Annotated in this window: 19 protein-coding genes and 1 pseudogene; 4 read left to right on the top strand and 16 right to left on the bottom strand. The window is 33.5% G+C overall.

Annotated features, from left to right (window positions below; genetic code table 11):
* Nucleotide 1 precedes the first annotated feature (1 nt).
* From M2326_RS01490 to porW, 14 genes are all read right to left on the bottom strand, one after another.
* Nucleotides 2–1348: a tetratricopeptide repeat protein gene (locus M2326_RS01490; protein WP_264617786.1), complete on the bottom strand. Its 1347-nt coding sequence runs from the start codon at nt 1346–1348 to the stop codon at nt 2–4.
* A 141-nt stretch (nt 1349–1489) separates the two neighbouring features.
* Nucleotides 1490–2506 carry a sugar phosphate nucleotidyltransferase gene (locus tag M2326_RS01485; RefSeq protein ID WP_264617785.1) on the bottom strand — a complete coding sequence of 339 codons (1017 nt, stop codon included), beginning with the start codon at nt 2504–2506 and terminating at the stop codon, nt 1490–1492.
* Nucleotides 2507–2642: 136 nt separating this feature from the next.
* Complete coding sequence (gene dut, locus M2326_RS01480; protein ID WP_264617784.1) at nt 2643–3077, bottom strand: dUTP diphosphatase; 435 nt, start codon at nt 3075–3077, stop codon at nt 2643–2645.
* Nucleotides 3078–3119: 42 nt separating this feature from the next.
* Nucleotides 3120–4583 (bottom strand): lipopolysaccharide biosynthesis protein, encoded by a 1464-nt coding sequence (locus M2326_RS01475; RefSeq protein WP_264617783.1) that lies wholly within the window; start codon nt 4581–4583, stop codon nt 3120–3122.
* A gap of 139 nt (nt 4584–4722) precedes the next feature.
* Entirely contained in the window at nt 4723–5163 is a 441-nt protein-coding gene (locus M2326_RS01470; protein ID WP_264617782.1) for a GNAT family N-acetyltransferase, read from the bottom strand.
* A gap of 88 nt (nt 5164–5251) precedes the next feature.
* Nucleotides 5252–6112, bottom strand: coding sequence for an ATP synthase F1 subunit gamma (gene atpG, locus M2326_RS01465; RefSeq protein ID WP_264617781.1), 861 nt, complete (start codon nt 6110–6112; stop codon nt 5252–5254).
* Between the two features lie 73 nt (nt 6113–6185).
* Nucleotides 6186–7763 (bottom strand): F0F1 ATP synthase subunit alpha, encoded by a 1578-nt coding sequence (atpA, locus tag M2326_RS01460; protein ID WP_264617780.1) that lies wholly within the window; start codon nt 7761–7763, stop codon nt 6186–6188.
* Between the two features lie 38 nt (nt 7764–7801).
* Nucleotides 7802–8335 carry an ATP synthase F1 subunit delta gene (gene atpH / locus M2326_RS01455; RefSeq protein ID WP_264617779.1) on the bottom strand — a complete coding sequence of 178 codons (534 nt, stop codon included), beginning with the start codon at nt 8333–8335 and terminating at the stop codon, nt 7802–7804.
* Nucleotides 8336–8340: 5 nt separating this feature from the next.
* Nucleotides 8341–8841, bottom strand: a complete 501-nt coding sequence (locus M2326_RS01450; RefSeq protein WP_264617778.1) for a F0F1 ATP synthase subunit B — start codon at nt 8839–8841, stop codon at nt 8341–8343.
* Between the two features lie 124 nt (nt 8842–8965).
* Entirely contained in the window at nt 8966–9157 is a 192-nt protein-coding gene (gene atpE / locus M2326_RS01445) for an ATP synthase F0 subunit C (protein WP_170111537.1), read from the bottom strand.
* Nucleotides 9158–9268: 111 nt separating this feature from the next.
* Nucleotides 9269–10426, bottom strand: coding sequence for a F0F1 ATP synthase subunit A (gene atpB / locus M2326_RS01440; protein ID WP_264617777.1), 1158 nt, complete (start codon nt 10424–10426; stop codon nt 9269–9271).
* Nucleotides 10427–10981: 555 nt separating this feature from the next.
* The gene (locus M2326_RS01435) at nt 10982–11209 is read right to left on the bottom strand and encodes an AtpZ/AtpI family protein (RefSeq protein WP_264617776.1); all 228 of its coding nucleotides are present in this window, start codon (nt 11207–11209) and stop codon (nt 10982–10984) included.
* Nucleotides 11184–11585: a bactofilin family protein gene (locus M2326_RS01430; protein ID WP_264617775.1), complete on the bottom strand. Its 402-nt coding sequence runs from the start codon at nt 11583–11585 to the stop codon at nt 11184–11186. The genes M2326_RS01435 and M2326_RS01430 overlap by 26 nt, the downstream gene beginning before the upstream one ends.
* Nucleotides 11586–11588: 3 nt before the next feature.
* On the bottom strand, nt 11589–14201 hold the full coding sequence (gene porW, locus M2326_RS01425; RefSeq protein WP_264617774.1) for a type IX secretion system periplasmic lipoprotein PorW/SprE: 2613 nt from the start codon (nt 14199–14201) through the stop codon (nt 11589–11591).
* Between the two features lie 245 nt (nt 14202–14446).
* Here porW and M2326_RS01420 point away from each other — a divergent pair, with 245 nt between their 5' ends.
* Complete coding sequence (locus tag M2326_RS01420; RefSeq protein WP_264617773.1) at nt 14447–15499, top strand: ferredoxin--NADP reductase; 1053 nt, start codon at nt 14447–14449, stop codon at nt 15497–15499.
* 32 nt (nt 15500–15531) lie between these two features.
* On the top strand, nt 15532–15840 hold the full coding sequence (locus M2326_RS01415; protein ID WP_264617772.1) for a hypothetical protein: 309 nt from the start codon (nt 15532–15534) through the stop codon (nt 15838–15840).
* A 390-nt stretch (nt 15841–16230) separates the two neighbouring features.
* Here the strand turns inward: M2326_RS01415 and dprA are convergent, their stop codons facing one another.
* On the bottom strand, nt 16231–17331 hold the full coding sequence (gene dprA / locus M2326_RS01410) for a DNA-processing protein DprA (RefSeq protein WP_264617771.1): 1101 nt from the start codon (nt 17329–17331) through the stop codon (nt 16231–16233).
* Nucleotides 17332–17434: 103 nt separating this feature from the next.
* Here dprA and M2326_RS01405 point away from each other — a divergent pair, with 103 nt between their 5' ends.
* On the top strand, nt 17435–18376 hold the full coding sequence (locus M2326_RS01405) for an HU domain-containing protein (RefSeq protein ID WP_264617770.1): 942 nt from the start codon (nt 17435–17437) through the stop codon (nt 18374–18376).
* Nucleotides 18377–18437: 61 nt separating this feature from the next.
* On the opposite strand, the gene M2326_RS01400 is transcribed toward M2326_RS01405, so the two are convergent.
* The gene (locus M2326_RS01400) at nt 18438–19268 is read right to left on the bottom strand and encodes an outer membrane lipoprotein-sorting protein (protein WP_264617769.1); all 831 of its coding nucleotides are present in this window, start codon (nt 19266–19268) and stop codon (nt 18438–18440) included.
* Nucleotides 19269–19595: 327 nt separating this feature from the next.
* Between M2326_RS01400 and M2326_RS17530 the strand changes: the two are divergent.
* A pseudogene (locus M2326_RS17530) lies at nt 19596–20201 on the top strand (DUF6515 family protein).
* Nucleotides 20202–20576: the final 375 nt, after the last annotated feature.

Raw genomic sequence — 20576 nt, 5'->3', positions numbered from 1 at the left:
TTTATTTCTTTAATAATTGATTGGCTTTGGAGAAATACAATTCTTTTTTGACGGTATCTCCCAGCCCATTGTAGGCTTCTCCTAGCTGAATATTAAAATTAATTTCTAATGTTTTATCCTCTACAACAAAATCCATACCCATTTCAAGCATGTCTTTTGCTTTTTTAAATTGTTCTAGCTGATTGTATGCCATACCCATGAAATAATAAAACTGTGGTTGATTTGGGTATAGATCTACAAATTCGGATGCTTTTTTCAATACTACCTCAAATTGCTTGTCATCTGTATAGGCTTGAAGCAGTAATAAATTATTTTCGAGATCAATCTTGTCGCTCTTTTGATTGGCCAATTCATAGTACTTGATGGCTTTGTCAAACTGCTTTATGACATGATAGAACTTACCCAATTCCTTGGCTACATTTATATCTGGATCAGCGTCAAAGTATCCTACTGCCTTCTCCAAAGCATCACTGTACTGCGGATTATTGTTTACAAAAAGTAAAAACTCATTCAGCATTCGGTGCTTAATTTTCAAATCTACTTTGGCACTTTCCAATGCAAGATTCATCGCTTTTACGGCTTTGTCTCCATCGTTGTTGTCCAAATGGTATTTGAATAAACTTACTTGTGCCCAGACCGAAGTTGGAATTTCTTTTTCCAATTGACGTGCCGTTTCTAGAACTTTATCAATTGCATTATTCTTCGAATACAAATAAATTAAAGATACATAATTGGATTCTTCCTTAGGTGATTTTTTTATTTGAGTTAGTAAATTTTCAATTTCTGAACTTTGAAATTTACCTTGAGATAAAATTTGGATTTTATACGCTTCACGGCGGTCAGATTTACCAACAGTTTCATTGAGCTCATTGATTAAAGCCAAGGCTTTATCAAATTGCGACGTATTCATGTACAAGGAAGTTAAGTCTTCTTTGAATTTTGCATCGAAAGTGATCAGTTTATTAATGGTTACAATGCCACCCAAGTAATCTTTGGTTGCATAATTGACATCATAAATACCAATTAAAAACCACTTGTTGGTTGGGTCAATCTGATTGGCCTTTTCGAAAGAACGAATTGCATTACTGTAGTTTTTTTGTGTTAAATAATTTTTACCTAATTCGAAATGAATTGTAGCATTTTCAGGCTCCAACTTCAAGCATTTTTCTAAGGAGACAATTGCTTTGTCATAGTTTTCAATCCCTTTTTGCTTTAAAGATTCAAAAAAATAATCTTGAAATTTGTCCTTATCGGTTAGTTTGTATTCCCCTTCTGACTGTGCCAAAACCAAACTGGAATTGCACATCAAAACAGAAAACAAGAATATAAAAACCGATGTATACTTCATGCTAAAACTCTTTTAAAATTAAAAAAAAATCTATAAAAACCATTAAAGTAGCAAGTAAATGTAAAATGTATTTTGACTTAATACTCTAATGGTTAAATAAAAATTTTATACTAAGTAACAAAGCACTTTATATCAAAGAAACTATTCTAAAACTGAATAATCACCAATACTGATGCTTGTAAAATTACCATCAAAACTCACATGATTTCCAATCATGGCGTTGTCCAAATTGGCATTCTTGATACGAGCATGCGTTTGAACCAAACTGTTTTTGATAGTACTATCACTCACATGACATCCTTTACCCAAGGAAACATTTGGACCAACAGTAGCATTGTTTAATACTACATCTTCGGCAATATTACAAGGAGGAATAATAGTACTGTTCACCAACTTTACATTCGCAGCCACCAATTCTATTCCGTCAGATTGAAGAAAACCAAGCATTCTTGAGTTGGTTTCGACCGTAACATTTTTATTACCACAATCCATCCATTCGTCAACACTTCCGGTTTTGAAAACTTTTCCGTTTGCCATCATTCCTTTGATACCGTCATTGATTTGGTATTCGCCACCATTTTGTATATTATTATCCAAAACGCTTTGCAATTCATTCTTCAAATCACCTACTTCTTTGAAATAGTAAATACCGATCACGGCTAAGTCACTTACGAACTCCATTGGTTTTTCGACCAATTCAACAATTTCAGAGTTGTCGTTCAACTTCACTACACCATAAGCTTCTGGTTCATCAACTTGCTTCACCCAGATCACAGCATCAGCAGTTGGATCTAATTCAAAATCAGCTCTAATCAATGTATCAGCGTATGCAATTACAGCAGGTCCAGACAAAGATTCTTTGGCGCACATAATCGCATGACCTGTACCCAAAGGCAAATCTTGACGGTAAATTGAAGCTTTTGCTCCCAAATCGGTTGCTAGTTTTTCTAGACTCTTCACCACATCATCACCAAAGAAAGCTGGATCACCTAAAATAAAAGCGATTTCATCAATTGGTTCATTCAATATTTTGGCAATATCTTCCACCAAACGGTGAACAATTGGTTTGCCTGCAACTGGAATCAATGGTTTTGGTACGGTCAGAGAATGTGGGCGAAGACGAGAACCACGTCCTGCCATAGGAACTATTATTTTCATAGTATTTTTTTTATGTAAACACGAAGACACAAAGATTTCACTAAGTGCCCAAATGTGTATTTCTAATTTTATATTTATTTTATTCTAAAGACTATTTGATACAAAATTCACAATTGTGAGAAAGGACATGAGAAACTTACTTCACACCTGTGCTACCAAATCCTCCTGTACCTCTGGATGTTTCAGAAAGCACTGATACCTCGATCCATTCGGCTCGTTCGTGCTTAGCGATAATCAATTGTGCAATACGCTCTCCGTTGTTAATCACAAAAGGCTCACTGGATAAATTTACTAAAATAACACCAATTTCACCACGGTAGTCGGCATCAATTGTTCCAGGACTATTGAGTACAGTTAGTCCGTTTTTAAAAGCCAAACCACTTCTTGGACGTACTTGAGCCTCAAAACCTATCGGTAATTCGATAAAAAGACCAGTTTTAACGATTGTTCTTGCTAATGGCTGTAATGTTATGGACTCCGTTAAATTGGCTCTTAAATCCATTCCGGCAGAAGCTATAGTTTCATAACTCGGTACGGCATGCTCAGACTTATTGACGATGTTTATTTTCATATAATATTTTTTTCGAAAAGACCAAGATCGAAAGCAACGATACTAGTCTTTTCTGTTTGCAATTTTTAATAATGTTTCCTTCTCGTTATGGTATATGAAGTATACAAAAACCAATAACAAGCCAATACCCACAAAATAATTTTCCCTGAATTTATAAAAAGAAATGATAGAAAAGAATACGGATAATCCCATATAGCTTCCAATTTTTTTAAAATCATAAGGGATAGGATAATATTTATTACCCAGAAAATAAGAAATCGCCATCATACTTCCGTAAGCTCCAAGTGTTGCAACAGCAGAACCATAATAACTCATACTAGGAATTAATAAAAAGTTCAATGCCAAAGTAATCACCGCACCTGCGATGGAGATATAGGCACCTATATAAGTTTTGTCAATTAATTTATACCAAACTGAAAGATTTGTATAAATTCCCAAACAAAAATTGGCCAGAATGATCAAAGGCACAACTTTCATTGCTTCCCAATACGAAGCGTCCCGAATCATAATGATCTTAAACAAATCGGCAAAAACAATTACTGTCAACATGATCAAGGAACCAAAAATTACAAAATACTTGGTGACAGTGGCATAAGTATTGGGTGCATTTTTATCAGAAGCATGACTAAAAAAGAAAGGTTCAATTCCTAAAGTATAAGCCGTGCGATATAAAACCATGAATAACCCTAGCTTATAACAGGCAGAATAAACACCTACCTCAGATTCTGCAATTTGAGGAGGAAGTAACTTAGCCAATAAAATTTTATCGAATTGTTCGTTGATTGCAAATGCAATACCAGCCACCATAATCGGTAAGCCATAACGAAGCATTTTTTTCCAAAGTATAAAGTCAAATTTCCATTTTAGAAAAACGTAATCTGGAGATAAAATCACAAATGTTAGCAAACTCGCTATAATGTTGGCTAAGAAAATATAACCTATTTCAAAATTATCGATATACAGTGAACTAGCAAAACCACGAGGGTCCTCTTTTACCAAAATAGGAAAATACAATAAAAACAACACACTCAAAATAAGATTGACCAAAACATTACCTATCTTAATCGAAGCATATACCATTGGTTTTTGAACGGCACGCAATTTCGAAAAAGGAATAATTACCAAGGCATCTAATGCCAAAATCCAGATCGTATAGGTAATGTATTGCGCATCAATGCCAGACCAATCAGCTAATGTACTTCGGAAAAGTAATGCTATAAACAAGAAACAAATAGTCGTCCAGAAAATAGAAATCATAGATGTTTCAATTACCGACTTCTTGTTATCTTCATTACTGTAAAAGCGAAAAAAAGCGGTTTCCATACCGTAGGCAAGAATCACATTGAAAAAAATCATGTATGCAAAAATAATGGAAACCTTTCCATACTCTGCTTTGGGTAGTAAATTGGTATAAAGAGGCACCAATAAAAAGCTGAACATTCTTGGCAACACTGTCGCCAATCCGTATATCGCAGTTTGCTTAAAAAGTTTTTTATATAATCCCAAAATGATTTTTCTATTAATTTGAAAGCAAAAATAACTATTTCTTTTGTTTAATCATCGTATGTTACACAAACATTAGGGATTAGCTAACTATTGTCTGGATCATCTTTCCTTATTATAAATAGTCACAAATAAGCAACACTTACGACAAAAGAGTTTCATCCAATATTTTAATAAAGTGAAAACCTTTGGGACCAAAACCTTGATTGTAGTAAAAACGATGGGCAACAAAATTATCGGTATAAGCATCAAGGGACATCATAGTACAGCCCAATTCAACAGCTTTATTATGTAAATAATCGGTCATCATTTTACCAATTCCTTTAGAACGATGATTTGGATCTACTACAAAATTGTCAATCTCAATATATTTTCCAGCCCACAATTTGAATCCAGTCCAAAAACCAGTAAGCCCTACACAAATATCATTTTCATAAACAGCCAATTGTTTGTAGTTGTGCGGCACCATTTCTTGCAAGTAAGATGTGTATTTTTCAAGGGTAAAAGCAGGATATAAATGCTTTAACATTTCTAATTCAGTAACCATTTCTGGAATGGTTAAAAGTTCTTTTATAACTAGCAAGACGGTATTGTTTTAAATATTTATTAAAACTAATAAAAAAAAAGAGTCCCGCATTGCGAGACTCTCTATTTTATAAAAAATTATTTTTTTATCCATTCAAAGCCTCTGCTCCACCAACAATCTCTAGGATCTCGTTTGTAATAGCAGCTTGACGTGCTTTATTGTATGTTAATTTCAATTGATTTCTTAATTCTGTTGCATTATCTGTTGCTTTGTGCATCGCAGTCATACGCGCACCATGCTCTGAAGCATAAGAATCTCTAATTGCTTTGTACAATTGCATCTTTAAAGACTTTGGTATCAAAGTAAGAACAATTTCTTCCTTAGACGGCTCAAAAATGTAATCTGCAGGCGCAATATTGAAATCAGATTGTACTGGGGCTAAAGGTAAAAATTGCTCAGTTTGTACGATTTGAGTAGCTGCATTTTTAAACTGATTGTAAACCAATTCAATTTTATCATACTCACCGTCAACAAACTTTTGCGTTAATACTTCAGCAATAGCAGCTACATTATCAAATGTTAAACTATCAAAAATACTACTTTGATTGTCAACAATCGTAAGAACTTTACACAAAACATCATTTCCTTTTTTACCTATAGCAAAAATATCTACTTGTTTACCAGCATAAAACACTGCACGACTTTTAGAAGCCTTTATAACATTTGTATTAAAAGCTCCACATAAACCTCTATTTGAGGTAATGGCAACAACTAATACTTTTTTAATTTCACGTTGATTTGTAAATTTTCCACCAGCATCTCCTTCAAGAGTAGCAGAAAGGCTTTGCAACAATTCCGTTAATTTTTCGGCATAAGGGCGCATAGCCGTGATTGCATCTTGTGCTTTCTTTAGCTTTGCTGCAGAAACCATTTTCATTGCCGATGTAATTTGCATCGTAGATGAAACGGAAGTAATTCTATTACGTATTTCCTTTAAATTTGCCATTTATATGCTATTTGATGTAATTAGTTTTTAGATTATTGTTGGGTAAACAATAATCTAAAAACAATAAACTTATTTAAATATATTTTGCTGATAATTCTTTAGCTACATTTTCAATTACATCTGTAACTTCATCTGTTAACTTACCTGCTTTCAAAGCATCCAAAGTTGCTCTGTGTTTATTATTCAAGAAAGACAAAAAGTCTTTTTCAAATTCTTTCACTTTATTTACAGGAACATTTCTTAACAAGTTTTTTGAACCCGCGTAGATAATTGCTACTTGGTCTTCAACAGTATAAGGATCATTCAAACCTTGTTTCAAGATCTCAACGTTTCTTCTACCTTTTTCAATTACGTTCAATGTAACTGCATCAAGATCAGAACCAAATTTAGCAAACGCTTCCAATTCACGGAACTGTGCTTGATCTAGTTTCAAAGTACCTGATACTTTTTTCATTGATTTAATTTGTGCATTTCCTCCAACACGAGATACAGAAATACCTACGTTAATTGCTGGACGGACCCCAGAGTTAAACAAATCTCCATCAAGGAAAATTTGACCATCTGTAATCGAAATTACGTTTGTTGGGATATAGGCAGAAACGTCACCAGCTTGAGTTTCGATAATAGGTAATGCCGTTAATGAACCACCACCTTTAACGATACCTTTTAATGAATCTGGTAAGTCGTTCATGTTTCTTGCAATTCCATCATCAGCGATTACTTTACAAGCACGCTCTAATAAACGAGAGTGCAAGAAGAAAACGTCACCTGGATAAGCCTCACGTCCTGGAGGTCTTCTTAACAAAAGAGATACCTCACGGTAAGCAACAGCTTGTTTAGATAAATCATCATAAACAATCAAAGCTGGACGACCAGAGTCTCTAAAGTACTCACCAATTGCAGCACCTGCAAAAGGAGCATAAACTTGCATTGGAGCAGGATCTGATGCATTTGCTGCAACGATCACTGTATACGCCATAGCACCTTTTTCTTCCAACATTTTAGCAATTCCTGCTACAGTAGAAGCTTTTTGTCCGATAGCTACGTAGATACAAAATACAGTTTTTCCTGCATCGTAAAATTCTTTTTGATTTAAGATAGTGTCAATACAAACAGTTGATTTACCTGTTTGACGGTCACCAATAACCAATTCACGTTGACCTCTACCAACCGGGATCATAGCATCAACTGCTTTTACTCCTGTTTGTAATGGCTCAGTAACTGGTTGACGGAAGATAACTCCAGGAGCTTTTCTTTCCAAAGGCATTTCGTATAAATCTCCTCCAATTGGTCCTTTTCCATCAATTGGAAAACCAAGTGTGTTTACTACACGACCTACCATTTGTTCTCCTACTTTAAGAGAAGCGATACGTTGTGTTCTTTTTGCAACTGAACCTTCTTTGATACCTGTAGATGGTCCCAAAAGAACTACACCAACATTATCTTCTTCAAGATTCAATACAATAGCCTCAAGACCATTGTCAAATTCAACTAACTCACCGTATTGAACATTTGAAAGCCCGTAAATACGAGCAATACCATCTCCAACTTGAAGTACGGTTCCTACTTCCTCTAGCGTTGCGCCAGATTCAAAACCTTCTACTTGCTTTCTTAATATTGCTGAAATTTCAGCAGGTTTGATTTCCGCCATCTTAATTTATAATTTAGACACTTAAATGTGCAATAAAACTAGTTACTTAATTCTCTTTTTAATACTTGTAATCTGTTTGCTACCGAAGCGTTGTACTGTTGGTCGCCTATTCTCAAAATAAAACCTCCAATGATAGAAGGATCTACATTCGTTTTTATAGTAATTTTTTTGTTCGAAAGTGTTGCAATCTTTGCTAATACTTTAGCTTCAAGTGATGCATCCATCGGAAAAGCAGTAGTAACTTGCGCTACTTCTACTCCAATGCTTTCATCATACAATACGCTATATTGTTGCGCAATTGTTTCTAGAATTTCAAATCTTTTGTTTTCGAATAATAAATGAAATAACCCTTTGGTTACACCATTACTACTAGTGAAAATTTCTAAAAGCGCGGATTCTTTAGCTTGAACATTGATAGTAGGGTTTTGAATAAAAGTACTCAATTCCAAATTACCACCAACAGTTGTAGCGATCGTTTGCATATCTTGATTTACAGTATTGGCAATACCTCTTGAGGTTGCTAAGTCTAAAATTGCTTTTGCATAACGATTTGCTGCTCTTGTACTTGCCATAATGATTAGTTTATCGTTACATCACCTAACATTTTCTCTACCAATTTGGTTTGAGCATCTTTGTTAGATAATTCATCTTTCAATAATTTCTCAGCGATATTCAATGATAAAGTTGAAACTTGTAATTTCAATTCTGCCATAGCTGCATTTTTTTCGCTATTAATCGCTATTTTAGCTTGCTCAATCATTTTTTGACCTTGCGCTTGAGCTTCATTTTTAGCATCTGCAACCATTTTCTCTTTCATTTCGCGAGCATCTTTAAGCATGTTATCACGCTCTAATCTTGCTTCTTGCAATATACGTTGGTTGTCAGCTTGTAAATTTTGCATTTCTTGTCTTGCATTTTCAGCAGACAATAAAGCGTTTTTAATTCCTTCTTCTCTATCATTAACTGCATCAAGAATTGGCTTCCACGCGAATTTTTTTAACAAAAGTATTAATCCAACAAATATTAGTATTTGCCAAAAAAACAAACCAAACTCAAACTGATTTATTAACTTTTCCATGGTATATAATGTATAATTTTTATCTTCTAATTTTATTCAAATTGCAAACTGCAATGTATACTGTTTTAATTTTAAAAACAATAGTTACAACCAACCGTTGCAACTATTGTTTTTTCTGTTTTAATTACGATGCAAATAATGCAGCGAAACCAATACCCTCAATAAGTGCAGCTGCAATAAGCATAGCTGTTTGGATTTTTCCTGAAGCTTCTGGTTGACGAGCAATAGCGTCCATTGCTGAACTACCAATTTTACCAATACCTAAACCTGCTCCAATAACGATTAACCCAGCTCCAATAATTTGTGGAATTTCCATGATATATATATTAAAAATTAAACATTCAAATTAATTAACGACTTAAGATCAACGATTTTAGATTTTTGAATACCTATATATTCTAAAAATCTTAAACCAAAAATCTACAATCTAGTGTGCTTCATCATGATGATGCTCTTCTACAGCTGAACCGAAGTAAAGCGCAGATAACATTGTAAAGATGTAAGCTTGTAAAAAAGCAACTAATATTTCTAGTATAGAAAGTAAGAAAGACAAACCAAATGACAAACTACTTCCGATCCAACTTTTGAAGATAAACATTAAACCAATAATACTCATCAATACAATGTGACCTGCAAAAATGTTGGCATACAAACGAATCATTAAAGAGAAAGGTTTAATAAAAATACCCAACAATTCAATAGGCGCTAAAATAATACGCATTGGTTTTGGTACACCTGGCATCCAGAAAATGTGTCCCCAATAGTTTTTATTAGCCGTTAAGTTTGTTATTAAGAATGTTAAAAATGCTAATGAAAAAGTAATTGTTAAGTTACCTGTAGCATTGATTCCTAGTGGTGTTAGACCAAAAATATTCAAGAACAATACAAAGAAAAAGATAGTCAACAAATAACTCATGTAGTTTTTGTATTTTTTCTCTCCAATGTTTGGGATCGCAATTTCGTCACGTACATACAATACGATAGGCTCGAAAATACGTCCTGGACCTGAAGCAATTCCTTTATTCTTAGCATATGATTTTGCCAAACTAGTAAACAAAAGCAACATTAATATAGCTGCTCCTAAGATTGAAACGACTGTTTTGGTAATTGAAAAGTCAATTGGACGAACATTTGAAGGAAAACCAGTTTCTTCATTTTCAGTGATCGTTCCCGCAGCATCTGTTCTGTAAATTTTACCATCATGATGATTGACAGCATAAAATTTTCCCTCAGATTCTGCAACTTCTTTACCGTGGTGAAATTTTGCAGAAGAAAATACGTGCAAACCTTCATCTAATAAGATTACTGGTAAAGGCAAACTCCAATGCTCTCCAGTTATATCATCTTGTGTGAATGAAAAATCATGTGAATCTAAAACGTGATGACCCACAAAAGCTTTGATTTTAGATTTTACATCTGTAGGTTCAGCATGAGTACCTTCATGATGTCCTTCAGCTACTACTGCATGACTGTTTTCTACATTAACTTGTACAGAATCAATTTCTTGATTTGCAAAACTCGCTAAAGGAAGACATGCTAGAAATGTTGCTACTACTAATCTAAGAGGCCTGTTTAAAATCACCATAATTACAAAAATATGTTATATTTACGTTTCTAAAATTTGGTGCAAAGGTACATTATTTATTAATACTCAAAAGCATAACAAAAATATTTTTTTAAATACCTTTAACAAAACTTTAATTTTAGTCCTTTTTACTTAGTATTCTTATAGTTAGCAGGGTCTCAATTGTCAAAAAAAGTCCAAACAGTAGGAAGAAATTAATTTTCTCAATTTTATTATCACAACCGTTGCAATTCAAGATCGGTTTAAGAATCAAGTAGCAAGGTAATATTTTAATTGTTGTAGCCAATAGAAAACTCATGCCTACATTGTCAAAACTAGTACTTTTCACTTTCAATACTACAAAAAACAGCACAATTGAAAATGTAACAAACAACAAATAAAGTATTTCTATTTTGTAAAAAAATACACTTTCGTCTACTTTTAAAATATAAAAAAGAAATTTATGTATTGCATAAGCTACTCCCGAAATTTTCAACAACTCTAGGATTGACTTGTATTTTATTAGATTCATAAAACTATATATTATTCCCAAATATTCTTAAAATTAACAAAAAATCATTTGTCTTTATTAATTTCGTTTACCTGTCTGATCACGTTGTACAAGGCCAAACAAACTCCAATCATAACTAAAATCTTACTATAATATACTTTTGAACTTGGATAATTTTCATCCAACCACCCTCCTAAATAAGAAAATAAGAAGATAATGACTCCCATTTGAATGGGAATATTGATAAGAGCCAACCATTTGGTTGAATTATTTTTTTGAGGTTTCTTTTCCATCTGTAATCATGAGTTTTGTTGCTTTGTTTTTCATAACGCAAGAAGCACTAAACTCTGCTCCTGGCTCAACAGATAACTTTCCTACGACCACTTCTCCATGGATACTAGCTTTGGATTTTACATTCAAAATTTCGGCGACTTCAATCTTACCATTAAATTTCCCCTCGATATCTGCATTTCTACATACTACATCACCAACCACACTCCCGGAAGGTCCAATAACCAATTTTCCAGTAGTATGAAAATTACCTTCTAATTCACCATCCAATCGAAAGTCGGCTTGAGAAACAATATCACCTTTGATACTAGTACCTTCAACGATTCTATTGGTTTTCCCTAATAAATCGGTATAGGATTTTGAATTTTTATCAAACATAAATTATTGTTTTTTTAATGCTTCAAATGCATCCAAATTCTTTTTAATTTGAATAACCTTATAATTTTCATTCGATAAAATTATTGGTGTTTCTTCAATTTTATAGTTTTTATTTTCTTTTAGAGTAGCACTCACACTTGTAGCATATGCCTCTGATTGTGCTCCTTGAATGATTAGAAAACGCTCGCCACTTTTGTAATTTTCAAATCGATACGCCAAATGTTGTATATTTTCGTTCTCCATAAATTTCTTTACTTTACTTTCAATCAATTTCAATTTACTATCCTCAAAATTTGACACTTTATAAAGTATTTTCCAATTATTGGACTCTCCAGTACTGAAATTCATGTTTTCTAAAGCAGGAATTTGTGTGGTTATAATCTCAATTGCTTGTTTTCCTTCCTCTGTATTTGGGTAATTATCTGCGACATATTGAACTGCTTTTTTGTATGCAGCTAATCCTTGTGCTTTTCCGATAGCGTTGGCTCTCAATAATTCAAATTTGGATACAATTTCGTCACCTGCAAATTGAGTGATCAAAACATCTGTTTTCGCCAAAACTTCTTCAAATTTTTCATCACTATACAAAGCATATGTTTGATCGTATAACCCCTCAGGAGAGTCTTTGGCCTCCTCTACTTTTGTATTGCTAATAATTTTTGCATATCTAGAATCGGGGAATTGAGAGGTAATCGCTTGTTTTACTTCAATTGCTCTCGAACTATCTGTAATTTGATAAATTTTGTACAAATTATACAAAGTAGGCAATATTAGTTTCTCCTCTGGATTCTGACGTAACAATTTCTCTAATTTATCACTGGCCAAATTATACTCTTTGAATTTCTCTTTATAAATAATACCCAACTGGTAATAAGCAAAATTGCGTTCTTTATTAATACTATCTTTTTCTATGGGATCTGTTGGCAATTGGTTGATATAAAAACCTGTACTATAAGCTGGATTCATTTCTTCCTCTTTAGTTTCAATTTCCACTATTGAGGTATCATCACTACCCGCCGCAGAGGCTATTTGACTATTGGATCCTGCCGTCGTTCTCCAATTTATTCCTATTGTACGCGCTCCCCAATTTTTCTTAAATGCTATTTTTCCAAAAGAAACAATTGAGGGATTGTAAAAATAAAATAAAGACGATTGTTGATTCCCTACATTCATTGAAGGAGGTAACATGGCTATATTGGGTTTTGCCATACCTTGTACAGCAATGGCATCGTCTCCATTGGTGGCCCTATTATTATTCTCTATATTCTTTTGAATTTGCAATTGCTTTTCGAGTAATACTCTTTTTTTGTCGTCTTCTATTTTCAGTTTTGCGATGTGTTTTTCAAAGTAAGCTACTCGATCTGTTGTTGACATACTTAATACATTAATAATACTATCATTTCGTACAGCAACTGCTTCATTCAAAATCACATCATCCAAATCTTTACGAACTTTTGTGAGATGGATGAACTCCCTTGTTTTGTCTTTTAATTTAGTTAACGTACTATCATAATATTTGGCTGCCATTGGATATTTGGCATCTCTAAAGTAGCGGTTCGCAATGTTTCTATAATTTGAAGCTACTAAATACTCATCGCCCTTAGTGCTTTTTAAAGAAGCATTATAATATTCTTTTGCCTTAGCATCATTGTTTTGCTTGTCATAAAAAAGTCCGAATTGATGGTTTAACACATCCAAAAAAGGGCGGTTTTCTCTATCTTTCAATAATTTATTGAAGGTTTCTACAAACAAAAGCGTATCTCCCGTTTTAAAATCAAATAGTTGTGCTTTTTTTGCTTGTGCCTGAATCACATACTTTCTTTCCGACTTGCGGTTCATAGCGATAATAGACTCATAACTTTCAAGTGCTTTTTCTGGGCTGTTTAAATCTTCGTACAATTGAGCCAAAATAAAACGATATCGTGCCTTTTGTTTGTTATTTCTCGAAAATTTCTCGGCCAAAACCAATTTTATAACAGCACTATCTTTCTCTTCTAAATTCAAATAAGCTTCCGATAACAAAGCATTGGCATCTGATCTAATTTGTTTTTTTAATTTATCACCTTCAAGAAGGCGTTCCATATTATTGACCACCAAAGCATCATTACCTAGTCGCATATTGGTTTTTTCGCGCCAAATTTTAGCTTCATAAATTCGGCTACTTTTGGGGTATTTGTACAATATATAGTTAAATGCATCCAAAGCAGGAATATAACGTTGGTCGTAATAACGCGCTTTTCCTAATAATAAATAAGCTTCATCGGTTTGAAAATTTCTTTCCGTACCATCGATATTCATTGAATGTTTTTGAATTGCCTTGGTTGCTTTGGTCTCTGCAAGATCAAAATCGGGACTTTTCGCCTTCTTATCTCCTACTAAATCTTCATTGAATTGCATTTTTTCAATTGGCAAACGCTTCCAAAAATTATCTTGATCGTTCAAGTTAATAGCTGTAACACCTTTATCAAGACCAATTTGACCATTGTACAAAATATTATATTTGGTACTTAAGGCATGTGAATTTCTAGACAAGAAAGAATCATTTTTTGTAGAACATGCTCCTAAAAAAATGAAAATTCCTAATGAAATTCCTGAATTAACTATATTGGTTTTCAATTGAATATGATTTTTAACATTTAACTTCTAAAATACTCTTTTAGTATAATGACTGGTAAAAATACGCTTCTTTTTGAAATATCGAAATTTAAAGCCTTAAAAAGCATTTCAAAATTCTATTTACCAGTCTTTTCCAAATGGCTCAAAACAATTCATTTCAGTTTACCAAGTAAGATCATAAAAAATAAGCAGCAGAATAGGTACAATTTATCAAGGTTTCCTATTTTTGTAAAAAAATCAATACTATGTCTTCATTTTTGAAATTAATTATAAAAGAAGTAAAACGTGAAACGGCCAATGCAGTTTCTATTCTTTTTAATGTACCCGAAGAATTAAAACCAGGTTACACATTCGTTGCTGGACAATATGTCAATTTAAAATTAACCCTTGACGGAAAAGAAATTCGTAGAGCCTATTCTATATGTTCTTCACCAGAAAGTGGTGAGTTACGTATTGCGGTAAAAGCTGTGAATGATGGCCTTTTTTCACAATTTGCAAACAACCAACTCAAAGCGGGTGATGTGATCGAAGTGGGAAAACCAGAAGGTAAATTTACTTTTGAACCTGCTGCAGACAAACAAAAAAATTATATTGCTTTTGCTTCCGGAAGTGGAATAACACCTGTGATTTCAATCATAAAATCAGTTTTAAAAAGTGAACCAAAAAGTTCTTTCGTATTGGTATACGGAAACAAATCACCTGAAGAAACAATTTTTCATAAAGAATTACATGATTTACATTTAAAATATGTGAGTCGTTTTTTAATCGATAATGTTTACAGTAAAGTCAATGTAGAAAATGCGCAGTTTGGTCGTATCGATAAATCAGTAATTAATTTTGCATTGAATAACAAACATAAGGAAATTGATTTTGACAAATTCTATTTATGTGGTCCAGAGGAAATGATCAATACCGTTTGTAATGTTTTGAAAGAAAAAAATGTAAAGGATTCGGATATTCACTTCGAACTTTTCACTGCTTCCTCTCAAGAAAATGTAATCAAAGAATCATTAGGTGGTCATTCAAAAATCACTGTTATGGTGGATGATGAAGAAACAAGCTTCGAAATGTCACAGAAACAAACCATTCTAGAAGCTGCTTTGAAAAAAGGGATCGATGTCCCGTATTCTTGCCAAGGTGGAATATGCAGTAGTTGTCTTGCTAGAGTAACCGTAGGAACTGCCGAAATGACGAAAAATTCTATCTTAACTGATAAAGAAATCGCAGATGGTTTGATCTTAACTTGCCAAGCGCACCCAACATCAGAGACTATTTATATTGATTATGATGATGTATAGTCCCCCTAACCACCAATGGGGAATTTGGAATAATGAAAAATAAAATCGAAATATTTAAAAATGCTCCTGAACTTCTGGATGAACCAGAAGTTCAAGCACTTTTGGAGTATTGCGAAAGTCTTGAGGATGAATTGGTTGATTTTAAATTCAAAAAATCAAATAATAAAGAATTGATCTTACTCGACATGATCAAAGAAGTGGTAAAAGGCTGCTCTGCTCTGGAAAAAGAACAAATGGAGCACGATCGTTTTGGTTATGATTCTCCCAATTACCAAGATACCATTACCCACCTAAAAAGCTACATTCACGAAATTTGTAGAATAAATAAGATTTGGCTTTGATAGCCATAAAGGTGAAAATTTTGACTTTAAATCTTTTGAAAATAGATGGCCACGAATTAACTTCGCCTATTCCCTATCGGTTAGATCACAAATTAGCATCAATTTTAAAACTTAAGATAAATTCTACGAATTATTTTTGGACTGCTAATTTAATTAACACATCATTTAACTTAATGATGAACCAAAGCCTTTTATAAACAAATCACTCGCTGGGTGAAATTACTCAGAACCATTAAAAAAATGATGATTCAATATCTAAAGTCATTTATAACTGAAATGTCAGTCTGAGCTTGTCGAAGACCTCGTTTACGATACCTTTCGACAAGTTCAATGTGACAATATACATAAAACCAATTTTAATTTAACCTAATGGGTATACAGATTAATTATTTATATCGCTTCAAATAATTTCCCTGGTAAAGGTCTAATCACTCCTTTGAGTTCCATATTGAGTAACAAACCCGAAATTCGATAAATAGGAAAATCACATTGCAAAGCGATAATATCCATCAATTCCTTTCCTCTTTGTAGTAAAAAATCATAGATTTTTTGTTCATCGGGTTCTAGTTCTATAAAAAGTTGTTTTTGTACTGGCTTTGAAGCCACTTGAATATCCCAATTGAGAATATAAATCAAATCGGCTGCGGAGGTAAGTACGTGTGCTTTTTGGGTTTTAATCAAATTATTACAACCTTGACTGTACTTATCGGTTACACGACCTGGCACAGCAAAAACATCCCGATTGTAGTCGTTGGCCATGTTGGCGGTAATCAACGAGCCACCTCGATCGGCAGATTCAATTACAATAGTCGCCTCGGTCATACCAGCCACAATGCGATTACGGCGCACAAAATTTTCTTTATCGGGATTGGTAGTACTCCAGAATTCGGTCATAAAACCACCGTTTTCCTCCATTTTTGTCATATATTTTTTATGCGGTTTCGGATAAATTTGGTTCAGTCCGTGCGCTACAACAGCAATAGTCTGTAGGTTAAGATCCATTGCCAATTGGTGCGCTACGATATCTACCCCATAAGCAAAACCACTTACAATTACAGGATTGAGCGGTGCCAAATCTTCGATTAATTTTCGACAAAAATCGGTACCGTACGAGGTAATTTGTCGTGTTCCTACGATACTAATCATTTTGCGATTGTTCCAATCAATATTCCCAGAACTAAACAGTAAAACAGGTCCATCAAAACAGTGTTTCAATCGATCTGGATAATTATCATCTTGAAAATAATGCGTTTTTATTTTATTAGCTTCCATGAATTGTAATTCTTTGGTCGCTTTGTCAAAAACCGATTTATCTTGCATATTTCTGAGCAACATGCTTCCTACTCCATCGATGGCAGCGAGTTGTTGTGACTTAGCTTTAAAAACTTCTTCGGCAGAGCCGTAGTTTGCAAGGAGCTTTTTGGCCATAATATCGCCAACTCCATCCACTCTTTGCAGGGCTAAAAGGTAAAATAATTCTTGTTCTGTCATGCTAATGAATTGTGGTTGAAAAGTATAAAAATTTTATGGTATTTGTTAATAAAAATTGTGAATAAAATTTTGATAACTATTTTCATTGTATAACTTTGCAATTATGAATATCGAACTTTACATCGCCCAGCTTTTATACCGTTATCAGTGCGTTACCGTACCTGGTTTTGGTGCTTTTTTGACCGAAATTCAATCTGCTCAATGGATTGAAGAAAGCCATTCGTTTTCTCCACCAAAAAAATCGGTATCTTTTAACGCCAACATTAAAACTAATGATGGGTTACTAGCGAACCATATTGCCAATGCAGAGAAAACATCGTATAGCTATGCCGTAAGCGCGATACAACATGCCGTTTTAAATTGGAAAAACAGTTTGGGACAAAACGGAACGATTTCGTTAAAAGATATTGGATCAATCCAATTAAATAGCGAAGGAAGTATGGTATTTAAACCAGAATTTCAAAACAATTATATGACGAGTTCATTTGGATTGTCTTCTTTCATATCTCCAGCTATTCAAAGAGAAATTGAAAATCTTGTGGAAACGGAAGTAGAAAAAGAAGTGATTGTTTTTGAACCAGAAACTTCAAACAGTAGTACCTACTTGAAATATGCTGCTATTTTTGTACTTGGTCTTGGATTAACAGGTACGATTGGATATCCATTGTATCAAAATGAAATTAGTAATCAACAAACACTTGTAGAAAAATCAGTTCAAAAACAAGTAGAAAGTAAAATTCAGGAAGCTACTTTTTTTATCAAAAACCCGCTGCCTGCAGTTACTCTTTCGATAAAAGAAAATAAAGAAGTAAAAATGTCTTACCATGTAATGGCAGGTGCATTTAGAGATGAAAATAATGCCAATAAGATTTTAAAAAGATTATTGAAATCTGGTTTTGATGCGAAAAGGATTCCGTTGAACAAAAGCAATTTGTACCCTGTAATTTACGGTAGCTACAAAACTTTTGCAGAAGCAGAAAAAGCGAAAAAAGTAATTAATGATAAAGACAATCCAGATGCTTGGATTTTGATTGAATCACTATAAATCAACCGTCTACCCAATATAAAAAAACCTCCAAAGTAACTTTGGAGGTTTTTTTTGTGCCTTATTTTGTAAAGTCTGCTTTGGTTAGTTGATTGCCAAATTTAATATTTCTCCAATTGACCAAAGTCCATGGATCATTTGTTTCTACCGCCTCCCAATTCGAACCTTTGTATTTTCGTTTGGTCGGAATCAATATGCCGTCCACCTCTTCGTATTCCAATTTCATTAGTAAAGGATCTGTTTTACCAAAATCGACAACCGTAAACAAAAATTGATCTACTAAATTTGTAGACCTGTTGATGTACAATTGGTAAATATCTTTTGGCTTATTGTCTTTTGAATCGAAAGTGATTTTGACCACACTATAATCGTTGCCATTGATTGCTTTATCACCTAGGTATTCATAATTGATTCCTGGATCAAGTACTTTTTGCATCATAGCAAACCAATAAAAATTGGTGGCACGACTGAAAATAGCTCTTTTTACAATTGCAGGATCGGTCAAAACAACACCATTGTGCTTAATCCAGTATTCAGATCCATCGTACCCTTGCTCAAGGGTACCTGCAAGATCAGGCAATGTGCGCTCGTGTTGTTGCATGTGTCCGTATGACCATTCGCCATCAAAACTATATTTCTCTGTTGAAACATCTTTTTTACCGTCTGCTGTTTGATACGTATACGTGTACACTACATCCTTTTTTTGTTGCAACTTGTTATAGTTACCTACTTTTTGGACCATATTGTAAACCAACTCATGGCCTCGGTTTTGAAAATTAGGAACCTCAACGGCTGCTACTTTTACTTGTTGCTTATCGGCAACGGATTTCAGGTTGTTACACCCACTTAAAACAACCAAACAAAACATACTAATACCTAACGTATTCTTCATAATAAATAAAATTGAAATTATTTAAAGCCGAAAACCGACCTTCTTCCTATTGAGAATTCTGCAATGTTTAGCATTCGAATCCTCAAAAAATAGCATTTTTGCTAACCTAATCAATATTTTACTTTCGAAAAAACCCTTTAACAGAAAATTATACTTCAACAATTTATCCACAATTTTTCATCAAAAAGAGCCATTACACCTTTTAGCAGGCTGTGTTATTTTCGAACAAAAACATTTAATCTATGCAATCCTCCTGTTTGTAGATACAAAAAGCGACATCGTCTATTTGAGTTTTTTAAACACTGCTTTGCTTATACCTTTACCTCAATGATTACAAATACTAACATTAAAAAAATAAACAATATGAAAACTATTTATAAAACATTTGCAATACTTGCCATTTGTACCTTAACCGGAATTACTAAAGTAAACGCACAGAACAAAAATTCAAAAAAGATAGTATCTAAAAAAGTGTCTATCCAACGTGTACCAGCCTCAAAAGTAACGTACAAAACACCTAAAAGTAAAGTAGCTACTGTGCGCACCCTGTCCAACAAATCAACTATTAAATATAACGGTCAAAATTACTATTATTCCAATAACAAATACTACTCCTACTCACAGGGTCATTACGTAAACATTATGCCCAAAGTAGGTTTTAGAATAGCTGTTTTGCCACAAAACTATAACCGAATCCAATTTAAAAACAACATTTATTTTCAATCTCAAGGAATGTTTTATAGTCAAAACTGATCTGATTACGAAGTAGTTAATCCAGAAATAGGGACGGTAATTTATGAACTTCCATCCGATTATGAGAAAGTTACAATTGACGGTCAAAGCTATTATGAATACGGAAATATATTATACGAAAAAATCCAAGATAACGGTACAAGAGCGTATGAAGTAGTAGGCTTTATTGACGCAAATTAATATATACTACGTATTTTATTTTATTAATTCAGAGTGCAAAAATCCCCCTTATTGATGGTCAATAAGGGGGATTTTTATTTTCTGTTTTCAAATAGTTTCTACTATTTTAGTATGAGCCAAGAATTAGCACTGTTTTTAAAGGCGTGAAGAGACAAAACTGTTCAAAACAACTTACATGCTAAAATGCTTTTTTAATCGAATGACGCTTGTTTTTTTGGTGTTCATTGATGTTGTTTATCGAAAGTATATGACAAGTAAACAAACAATAGCTCCTAAACTACTCCGGATTTTGGAGAATAATTTGCTGATTTTGATAAAAATTAGGGTTTAAAAAACATCACAAACAAAGTCGCCTTAATTTTACGTCCTATAGCA

It is taken from the genome of Flavobacterium psychraerolatum, assembly GCF_025960985.1.
In the GTDB taxonomy this organism is placed as follows: domain Bacteria; phylum Bacteroidota; class Bacteroidia; order Flavobacteriales; family Flavobacteriaceae; genus Flavobacterium.
This window is presented reverse-complemented; position numbering and strand designations above follow the sequence as displayed.